The sequence below is a fragment of the Calothrix sp. CBUCES-K 9914 genome, from assembly GCF_059640475.1.
Genome location: NZ_JBXXZH010000313.1, coordinates 1 through 9,739 on the forward strand (window position 1 = coordinate 1; position 9,739 = coordinate 9,739).

General features: G+C 38.6%; 9 protein-coding genes. 5 read left to right on the forward strand and 4 right to left on the reverse strand.

Going from position 1 to position 9,739, the window contains the following annotated elements:
• Positions 1-381: 381 nt before the first annotated feature.
• Complete coding sequence (gene iscB, locus AC2JBO_RS39275; RefSeq protein WP_496959051.1) at positions 382-1,098, forward strand: RNA-guided endonuclease IscB; 717 nt, start codon at positions 382-384, stop codon at positions 1,096-1,098.
• Positions 1,099-1,258: 160 nt separating this feature from the next.
• On the opposite strand, the gene AC2JBO_RS39280 is transcribed toward iscB, so the two are convergent.
• Positions 1,259-1,735, reverse strand: coding sequence for a hypothetical protein (locus tag AC2JBO_RS39280; protein WP_496959052.1), 477 nt, complete (start codon positions 1,733-1,735; stop codon positions 1,259-1,261).
• Positions 1,736-2,302: 567 nt separating this feature from the next.
• Here AC2JBO_RS39280 and AC2JBO_RS39285 point away from each other — a divergent pair.
• Complete coding sequence (locus tag AC2JBO_RS39285; protein ID WP_496959053.1) at positions 2,303-3,535, forward strand: HEAT repeat domain-containing protein; 1,233 nt, start codon at positions 2,303-2,305, stop codon at positions 3,533-3,535.
• Between the two features lie 40 nt (positions 3,536-3,575).
• Entirely contained in the window at positions 3,576-4,181 is a 606-nt protein-coding gene (locus tag AC2JBO_RS39290) for a hypothetical protein (protein ID WP_496959054.1), read from the forward strand.
• Between the two features lie 241 nt (positions 4,182-4,422).
• On the opposite strand, the gene AC2JBO_RS39295 is transcribed toward AC2JBO_RS39290, so the two are convergent.
• Positions 4,423-5,211 carry an Npun_F0296 family exosortase-dependent surface protein gene (locus tag AC2JBO_RS39295; protein WP_496959055.1) on the reverse strand — a complete coding sequence of 263 codons (789 nt, stop codon included), beginning with the start codon at positions 5,209-5,211 and terminating at the stop codon, positions 4,423-4,425.
• Between the two features lie 692 nt (positions 5,212-5,903).
• On the opposite strand from AC2JBO_RS39295, the gene AC2JBO_RS39300 reads away from it, so the two are divergent.
• Complete coding sequence (locus AC2JBO_RS39300) at positions 5,904-6,854, forward strand: LysR family transcriptional regulator (protein WP_496959056.1); 951 nt, start codon at positions 5,904-5,906, stop codon at positions 6,852-6,854.
• Between the two features lie 30 nt (positions 6,855-6,884).
• Positions 6,885-7,976, forward strand: a complete 1,092-nt coding sequence (locus tag AC2JBO_RS39305) for an anthranilate phosphoribosyltransferase family protein (RefSeq protein WP_496959057.1) — start codon at positions 6,885-6,887, stop codon at positions 7,974-7,976.
• Between the two features lie 145 nt (positions 7,977-8,121).
• Here AC2JBO_RS39305 and AC2JBO_RS39310 read toward each other — a convergent pair whose 3' ends face one another.
• Both AC2JBO_RS39310 and panD read right to left on the reverse strand, forming a co-directional pair.
• Positions 8,122-9,024, reverse strand: a complete 903-nt coding sequence (locus tag AC2JBO_RS39310) for an MBL fold metallo-hydrolase (RefSeq protein WP_496959058.1) — start codon at positions 9,022-9,024, stop codon at positions 8,122-8,124.
• Between the two features lie 20 nt (positions 9,025-9,044).
• Entirely contained in the window at positions 9,045-9,428 is a 384-nt protein-coding gene (gene panD, locus AC2JBO_RS39315; RefSeq protein ID WP_496959059.1) for an aspartate 1-decarboxylase, read from the reverse strand.
• Positions 9,429-9,739 lie beyond the last annotated feature (311 nt).

The following is a 9,739-nucleotide window of genomic DNA, read 5'->3' on the forward strand; positions in this document are numbered from 1 at the left end:
AAGTTTTGTGGAGCATGACCATTACGAACACGACATGCATCTTCATTGAATGTAACGTCCAAATATACAAGCATTCGGATGTTCAATTAGTGCATTTATTTTAAATATTCTTTTTGTACTAAATTCTAATTGCTAAATCCACTTTTAAGCTAAAAAATCTGTATTGGTTAATACAAATTTAGATGCGCTTACCCTGGTCTGGTAAACCGTTTTCTAGCATTGAACACTGCGGGTGGTGATTAAACATAGTTCTGGAGCAAGGACGAAGTGTTGCTACTTTAAAACCTCAAAAAACATTGACGTTCACGTAGTGTCTCCCCTTGGGAGAAGAAAACCACCTATAAGGGATGAACTCTTTATTAGTTCAACAACGACAAAACAATGAAAGTATTAGTTATCAACAAACATGGTCAACCGTTAATGCCAACATCACCTCGAAGAGCCAGGTTACTTTTATCTTCAGGAAAAGCCAAAATTGTTGGGCGTGACCCTTTTACTATTCAATTAAATTACGGTTCTAGCGGTTACAAACAAGAAGTAACACTTGGAATTGACGCTGGTTATCAACATATAGGATTTAGTGCAATTACTGAATCACATGAATTAATTGGCGGAGAATTAGAATTATTAGACGGAGTGTCAGAACGTATTACAGAGCGTTCAAAGTATCGTAGACAAAGAAGAAATAGATTAAGACATCGCGCACCTAGATTTGACAATCGTATACGTAATTTTGGGTGGCTGGCTCCATCAATTCAACATAAACTTGATGCTCATTTAAAGATTGTTGAAAGAATTAAATTAAGATTGCCAGTAAAAAAAATTATTGTTGAAACAGCAAACTTTGATATTCAAAAAATAAAAAATCCAGAAATAGAAGGCAAGCAATATCAAGAAGGCGAGCAACTAGGTTATTATAACTTAACATGTTATATTAGACATCGTGATGGTTATAAATGTCAAAATCCCAACTGTAAAGGTAAGTCAGAAGTTTTACAAATTCATCATATTGGATATTGGAAAAGCCAACCAGACAGAAGTAATAGACCAGGAAATTTAATTACGCTTTGTGAAAAATGTCGGTTCTTCCGTACATAGCGTGCTAAATTTTAATTAAAATCGATAGTTTTCCTTTAAAATCAGGGCTTACAGGTACTTATAGTTGAAATTTTAGTAATTTGATTTTTGTCAAAGCACTAATGGCTGTAAGATAAGCATAGCAATGATTACAAGCTAATTTACCAACAGATTTAGCACGCTATGTACGGAAGAGCCGAATTAACACGCGGTCAATAGCATTTCTCAGTTTAAGTTCTTTCAACAACAACCCCGCCATAATAGTTTTACCGGCGCCTGGGTCATCTGCCAACAGAAATCTCAACCGCACCTGGGGCAAAATTCGCTCGTATACCGCTTCTAGCTGGTGAGGTAAGGGACGCACACCACTAAGACTTACAGCAAAATGCGGGTCATAAGCAAACGCTGTTTTTATCCGTGCTGACTCAATAAACAGAAAAAATGAATTAGCATCGACAGTTGTGGCACTCGTTTGCTGTTGATGAGCTAAAATTTCCTCAATGTCCGAGCTACCTAAAATAGCTTCACGCAATTCGCCTTCAGTTGTACGTACCTGTAGCAATACGGTATCATCTACAACTGTAACCGATTCGACAGTAACTCGAGCTGTGAATTGTCCGGGGATAGAAATTCGTTTCCCAATCAGTTGTTCTACCATTGACTGTCTCGCGTGGAAAGCTTATGTCTTCGATTTTACCTGCTATCTCCTATATTGCTCCCAGAGGATGTCAGTTAAATCGCTCTCCAATACAAATCCATCCTCTATTCTCCAATCATTTAATTTATCACTGGGCGTTCGCTTATTTTTAGAACCAAAGGGGAATTAAAGCCTTGATATAAAGGGAAAAAGGCTATTTATAAGTAACTCAGGAATTTACGGTAACATTTATGACTATCACATAAGCCTCTCTTAAGCGGTTATTTAAGGCATAGGGATAGCTTAAATCGTAAAATAGCTAAAAGTCCTATACCTTTAAAGTTTGTAAAGAAGCAGGAAGCGAGGTTTGGATACTGGGTTAGTAACTCTTTACATAACTTGAGTTAATGTTGAGTGAGAGTAAAAATCGTATAAATTGTTACGGAATATTGTGAGTTGTGCAAAATACGGATGCTAGCTATGTAATATACGCATAAAATTATCTGAACTTAAAGCCAAAAACATTTCGATATATTGAACTATACGAGAATTGACTAATAATAAGCATAAGAGTAACTAATAGAAGACGTGAATAATATCAGCCAGCTTTTAACCCAAGCGCAAGTAGCGCGCGATACTGCCGATTGGTCGTCCTTGAATCAACTGCTCTTCGCATTAATTTCAGAAAATTCAAATCATACTAATACAATCGAGTGCCAAGAAGATTTGCTCGAATTAGCACTGTTGATTTTTGAGCATGGTGATTTTCATTCTCGTTGGGAAATTGCCAAAGTTTTTAATCGGTTAGGAAGTGCAGCAATTGCAAAGCTTGTAGAAATATTATCGGATGATACGCTTGAAGACGAGTTACGTTGGTACACGGTGCGAATTTTAGGAGAACTCAAAAACACCGAGGCAATTCCAGCATTGATAGAGTTAATTCAAACTGACCGCTCGGAAGAATTAAGGTCAATAGCGTCTGCTGCACTAGGGCAACTTGGTGGACAAGCGATAAAATCCCTTTCGGATTTGCTTGTAACAGAGGATACCCGATTATTAGCTACGCAAGCACTGTGTTACATTCGTAACAAAGACACTATTGAACCGTTGTTGAGTGTTGCCTTTGATTCTCAAGTTGCCGTTCGTGCAGCAGCAATTGAAGCGTTAAGTAGTTTTCATGACCCGCGCGTTGTTACAGTACTTTTACGTAGTTTAGACGATAAATCAGCACAAGTTAGGCGCACAGCTATTACAGGGTTAAGTTACCGTCGTGATTTAAATAATTCTGAGTTAGATTTAGTCGCATTACTACAACCCAAACTTTATGATAGTGATTTGGGAGTACGAAATGCAGCAGCTGTTTCTCTATCGCGGATAGGTAATGATGCTGCGGCACATCATTTGTATCATTTGCTCATATCGCAACAGGCGCCAGTGCAGTTACAAATAGAAACAATCCGCGCGCTTTCATGGGTTGGCACTATTTCCGGCTTGGAATATCTACAACAAGCGCTTGATATTATCAAATCACAGACTCTATGCGAGCAAATTGTTACTGTTCTAGGACGAGTTCAGCAACCTTTAGTTGACAAAGCCGCCGATATTTTACTAGAAATGCTACGTCAAAAGCATCCAGCTTGTTCTTTCAATAACGTTAGAAGTGCAATTGCTTTGTCTTTGGGACAACTTGCTAGAATTGATGCAGTTGAACCATTAACTGTATTACTTGCTGATGATAATACCCAAGTACGCTTACACGCTTTAGCAGCTTTGAAAAATTTGGCGCCACTTGAACAGTTACAAAAACGGGAGTTAACTTAAACCTTTGAAGGTAATCTAAATTATAAAGTATTAATGATTTATGGCTTACAATGATTTTTCAACAATTGGTAAAGTTAAGAAAGCATTTGATTTAAAGACAGTTGAAAACGTTCGGTTTTTGCCTGCTATAGAGCCAATTGCTGCTAGCTCTACACTGACAGAATTTTTGCAAGAAAGTTTACCGTTAGCAGCTGCAACAGGAAGTGAAAAAGCACGTTCAGAATTGATAATAAGTCCTGTGCTTTTAGAAGTGCGTAAAATTATGGAACGTCAAATTAGCTTATTTTCTGGTGAAAGCTTTGATGTTGATGAAAGCGTTGGTCTAAATGGCAGATGCGACTTTTTGATTAGTCGTTCTCCAGAACTTATGGAAATTGAGGCGCCAGTAGTTGTGCTTGTAGAAGCAAAAAAAGCTGATTTAAAATCAGGTGTTGGGCAATGTATAGCAGAAATGGTGGCAGCACAAAGATTTAATGAATTTAATTCTGCTCCAATTACAACAATTTATGGCTGTATTACCAGTGGTACGCAATGGCGTTTTCTTAAGTTAGTTAATAAAACTGTTACGATTGATTTAAACGATTATCCTTTACCTCCAGTTGAACAAATTCTTGGTTTCTTGACTTGGATGGTGCAGGATAAATAATGCACTGCGAATAGTCTCTTAATTTCAAAAAGGTAATTATTATTACTTTTTGAAATTAAAATTAAGTGTTTATTCTCCTCCGGAAACACTCCCTGAACGCATAAAAAGCGCTATTTTATATAATTAATCTGTACAAATAGTGTAGTTTTTATACTTGTTTATATTTTTATATACGTGCAAGCAGCGGATTTCCTAGAGGATAATCGATGTCAACATATCCTCTAGGAAAATCAACGCGCACTTAGGACAATTCCAAAATAGTCTTTTTCTTCCTTGTACGAGTCATAACTGAAGCAGCTCCAAGAAAAGCAATCGAACCAATACCTAACACCGCAGAAGACTCAGGAACAGCACGAATGTAACCAGCAGCTATTGTGTGATTATCTGACTCAAAACCAGTTCCACCTATGTTGGTATATTTAATTTCGTCAAAGGTTCCATCAGTATCGTAGAAGTTAATGAAAGCAAAGGCTTCATTACCATCTAGACCCCCAAATTGCGAATTCGGATTACCGTAGTATGCCTGTTTATTCGATAGTTTGCCTATTATATCAACTACATCCTTAGTAGTCATCTTGTAAACAGTTTCACCTTTTGAAAGAAATTCTAGTACGTTATTACCGTCACCTGCCGACCACCAAAATCCGAAGTACTTTTGTGGGGTTGTCAGTTTCAGGGTAGAAAATGTTTGTTTCGCTTTACCTGATCTGGCTTGATCCACATCGAAATACTTTCCAGTTCCACCAGCACCGCCGTATTGGTCTGCGTTCATGATTAAAACATTACTATATTGACCAATCGTTTGCCCATTAGCAATCCACGTGAAACCGTTTTGGTTAAAACCAGATGCTTGTCCATCAAAATTTTGTACGTAGGCATCTTTCAGAAGTGATAAATTTGTATTCATTACACCTGGGTTTTCGACTGTTACCTGAAAAGATGCAGCCGTTGCAGGGCGGCTTACAATAGCGGCAGACAAAATTACACCCGATACGATAGCTGCTTTACTTACAATCTTTTTAACTTGCATAATCATTCTCTTTAAAACTGACTAACATTTTTGTTGTTGATGTGCCTATTGTGCAAGCTTTTTCTCACTTCTGACACCAGAGGTATCCCTGATTTTTTTGATTTTTATTTTTAGGATGTTAATGTTATTTATTTAACTTAATTAAATTTAATGCTTACGAATATACACTGAAAAATATTGCTGCCTGTTGATTGTTTTATGTAGAGAGTGCAAAGTTATCAGTACAAATTTTAAAAAAACTTTAAAATGAAAAGTGCCAGTTTATGGTCTACATACACTTCATATTTTTAGGCTTATTAAAGCGCGAACAATATAAAGCTTTTTGACTTCTGACATCATGCCCGGTTTATTGCTCTAAAAATTTTTTCTTTTACCGTATGCCACAACTTTGGTACAAATGCACTATAATTGTGCTATAAGACAAATATTTAATAATGAATTAAGAAAATGTTATAAAATGTTAATTTTTTGCAGAGACTGAATTATTTTTTAAGAAAATATTTAGAATTCTCTGATACTCAGATTTCGTCAAAAACTCGGTTATTTTACCGTGTCGAACGTAAATAACCGAACATTACTGCTACTCGAAAAAGTGGTGGTGAAGAAGCAAGATGTAACAAAATCTACTAAAACTTAGTGTCAAATCCGCTAAGTTGATGAAAGCCACAAATGTAATTCAGGCTACATAAACAATGCGACTAGAGCAGCTGCAAGCTTTTCTGGGTATTGCTGAGGCTGGTAGTTTTCAAGGCGCCGCACGTAAATGCGGTGTCACGCAATCAACTATCAGTCGTCAAATTCAGGCATTAGAAGGTGACTTGGGATGTGAACTTTTTCATCGCACGAGTCAGGCAAAATTGACGCTTGCGGGTGAGCGGTTATTGCCGCGCGCGCGTAAAATATGTGCTGAATGGCAAAGCGCAACGCAGGAAATTGCTGATTTAGTGTCTGGAAAACAACCAGAGCTATGTGTTGCAGCGATACACTCGCTATGTGCTTATTATTTGCCGCCAGTATTACAGCAATTTTGCCACGATTACCCAGATGTACAGTTACGGGTAACATCCCTAGGAAGCGACCGCGCGCTGAAAGTTCTTAAGGACGGTTTGGTTGACTTGGCAATTGTAATGAACAATCGTTTCTTGACTACGGGTCGCGAAATGATTGTGGAAACACTGTACGAGGAACCAATCGAAGTTTTGATCGCAGTTAACCATCCTTTAGCACAACATGACATAATTCCCTGGTCGGACTTAGTTAATTACCCGCAGGTTGTATTCAAAGACGGGTATGGAATGCAAAGGTTAGTACAGGATAAATTTGAACGACTCGAAGCAACTTTACAAGCGGCTTTAGAAGTAAATACGCTTGATGCTTTTAGAGGAGTGGTTCGACAAGGTGAGTTTGTTGCGTTACTACCATATTCAGCTTTAGTTGAAGCACGCAATGACCCAACTCTTGCTGTTCGTCCCCTTGCTAACAATACTAATGTCCTATCAGATACGACATCAAGTTTTACCCGTCGAGTCGTAATGGTGACTACTAATGACCGTTTGCAAATTCCTCCAATTAAACATTTCTGGCAACTAGTGCGTCAACATATACCACCTCAGTTTAATTTGGATATGCAAAACGCAAGCTAACTATTAGTCATACTATTTTGGATTTTTACCATGAGTAATAAATTTCGGGAATTGCTAAAAAAGGTAGGCAGTGGAAACCATACGAATGAAAATCTAACTCGCACTGAGGCTGCTGTTGCTACTAGAATGATGTTGCTGGGTGAAGCAACACCAGCACAAATTGGTGCGTTTATGATTGCTCACCGCATCCGGCGCCCAACTGGTGAGGAGTTAGCGGGAATGCTCGATGCGTATAATGAGCTAGGACCCAAGCTTAAACCAGTTGCGCTACGAAAAGTTATCGTTTTGGGTATACCTTACGATGGTCGCACTCGCACTCTTCCAATTAGTCCAATTACTGCTTTATTACTTGCAGCAGCAGGACAACCTGTTGTGATGCATGGTGGAAACCGTTTACCAACCAAATATGGTTTACCTTTGGTTGAAGTTTGGCAAGGATTAGGGGTTGACTGGACAAGAATGTCGTTTGAGAAAACCCAAGAAGTATTTGAGCAAACTGGTATTGCTTTAGTATATACACCCAGACATTTTCCTTTGACTAATTCAATTTGGGAATACCGTGACCAGTTGGGTAAAAGACCTCCATTTGCCACAATGGAGTTGATATGGAACCCTTACTTGGGTGATGCTCATATTATTTCTGGCTTCGTTCATCCACCAACCGAAGGAATGTTTCAAATCGCTAATTCTTTACAGGGTATTACTCAATATACGACTGTTAAAGGCTTGGAAGGTAGTTGTGATTTACCGCGCGACCGTACAGCAATAATTGGTTTATGGTCTCAAAATCTTGATGCAGTTGCACCAGAAATTCAGTTAACTGAGCGGTTGCATTTGGCGCCTCGTGAATATAACTTTACAGCGCACGACGTACCGTTAAAAACAACAGAAGAGTTGATATTAGAAATCAAAGCAACGCTTGCGGGTAAATCTTGTGAAGTTATGCAAAGTGCGTTATGGAATGGAGGATTCTACTTGTGGCGTAGTGGTATATGTCAAGATATGCAAACAGGTATTGCTTTAACAAAAGAACTCCTAATGAGTGGGGCAGTCGGCGAAAAGCTAGCTCAAGTCTCACGCGCGATTGCTCCAGTATCACAAAGTCTGTTTCAACCAGCTTAAAACTAAGATTCCCGACATACTCCGCGTTAGTTGTCGGGAGTCTTATTTTTGACAAGATAGAAATTAGACTTTACTTCGCTTAATTTTACTGAATTTGATCATAAATCTCATAAATGTCATAAAGTTCTAAGACATTGTTGAAAACTTAACTATCTATACTTATAACTAGCCCCTCATGCGCTAATATTGCTTCATCAAAGACCGATTTGACTTTCGCTTGTACTACGTCAAGAAATTCATCATCGTCATCAGGGTGATGATGCGAAATAATTAAGCGTTTAACCTCACTTTTCAGTGCTAAATCAACAGCTGCTTGCCAAGGGAAATCATCATTTTGATGGTTTCTTGGTGTCAGTTCTGTATAAGTTGCGTTAGCAATTAGCAAATCTGCTCCCTGCACCAAATCAATTACGTTTGCTAGTTTAACGTCATCAATATTCTTACTCAAATCTGTAATATAAGCAACGCTATACTCTTGCCAAGTTACGCGATACCCAATTGATTTCTGAGTATGGTTAATTAATGCAGTACTAATCGTCACATCATCAAGTGTAATCACGCGGTTCGGAGTTAGGTAACAGAATGCTAACTCTGATTGCATAACTTGTAGTGGATACGGGAAGTGCGGTTGTAGCATTTGGTCTCCCAAACACTGCTTAATTGAGGCGCCGTTACTTGCAGCGCTACCGTAAATGTAAAGATTATTGTTGGAAACAAACGCAGGAGCGAAAAATGGAAATCCTTGGATACGGTTGGACTGGGAGTTGGTAAAAAACAAATGCGTGCTTAAAGAACAATTCAAAAGCTGCAAATTTTTACCCAAGCTTCTTAAACCAGTACCACCATCAAAAATCAAGTGCTTACCAGCAACAAACATCTCAACACAAACAGTATTACCTCCGTAACGATTCGTAGAATTACCTGGTGTCGGAATTAAACCTCGCACACCCCAAAATTGTACGGCAAAATTCCCTACTTGGCTTTCGCACAAAGAAATCTTTGCTCCAAAGTTTTGAGGTAGGTTTCCAGTTGGTGATATTTCTTTCATTAGACATTATCTTGATTCGGTTATAAAGACGCGAGCAGGTCTGAATAGCGTCGTACCTCTAAAAGTCGATTTTTTTCATCTACAAGTACAACAGTAGGAGAGTAAGTTTTTACCTCTTCCATTGTTAACTGCCCGTAAGTCATTATAATCAGCCGATCCCCTGAAATGCCTAGACGTGCCGCAGCCCCATTTAGTTCTATTGCTCCAGAATTTGCTGGTGCAGGAATTGCATAAGTCGTGAAACGCTCACCATTATTGACGTTGACGACTTGCACCTGTTCATAAGGTAAAATTCCAGATTTATCTAATAATACTTGGTCGATGCTAATGCTACCTACATAATTTATGTTCGCTGCTGTCAGAGTGCAGTTATGAATCTTCGCCAAAAGAATTGTACGGTACATTTTAATAGTTAAGAGTGCTGAGTATTGAGTGCTGAGTGCTGAGTGCTGAGTATTGAGTGCTGAGTGCTGAGTATTTAGCGCTGAGTAAGAGGTTAGGTGTCACAGAGGTTTCAGTATCGCTTGCGCCTCTATTTTTAGAGCAGAGTAGAAAGATAATTTTTGTACTCGCAACTTATTACATTTTAAGAGTACACACAATTCTGTATATTAAATTACCGTTCTCACATCACCGCGCCTCCTAACTTCTTACTCAGCACTCAGCACTCAGCACTCAGCACTCAATACTCAGCACTCAGCACTCAGCACTCAGC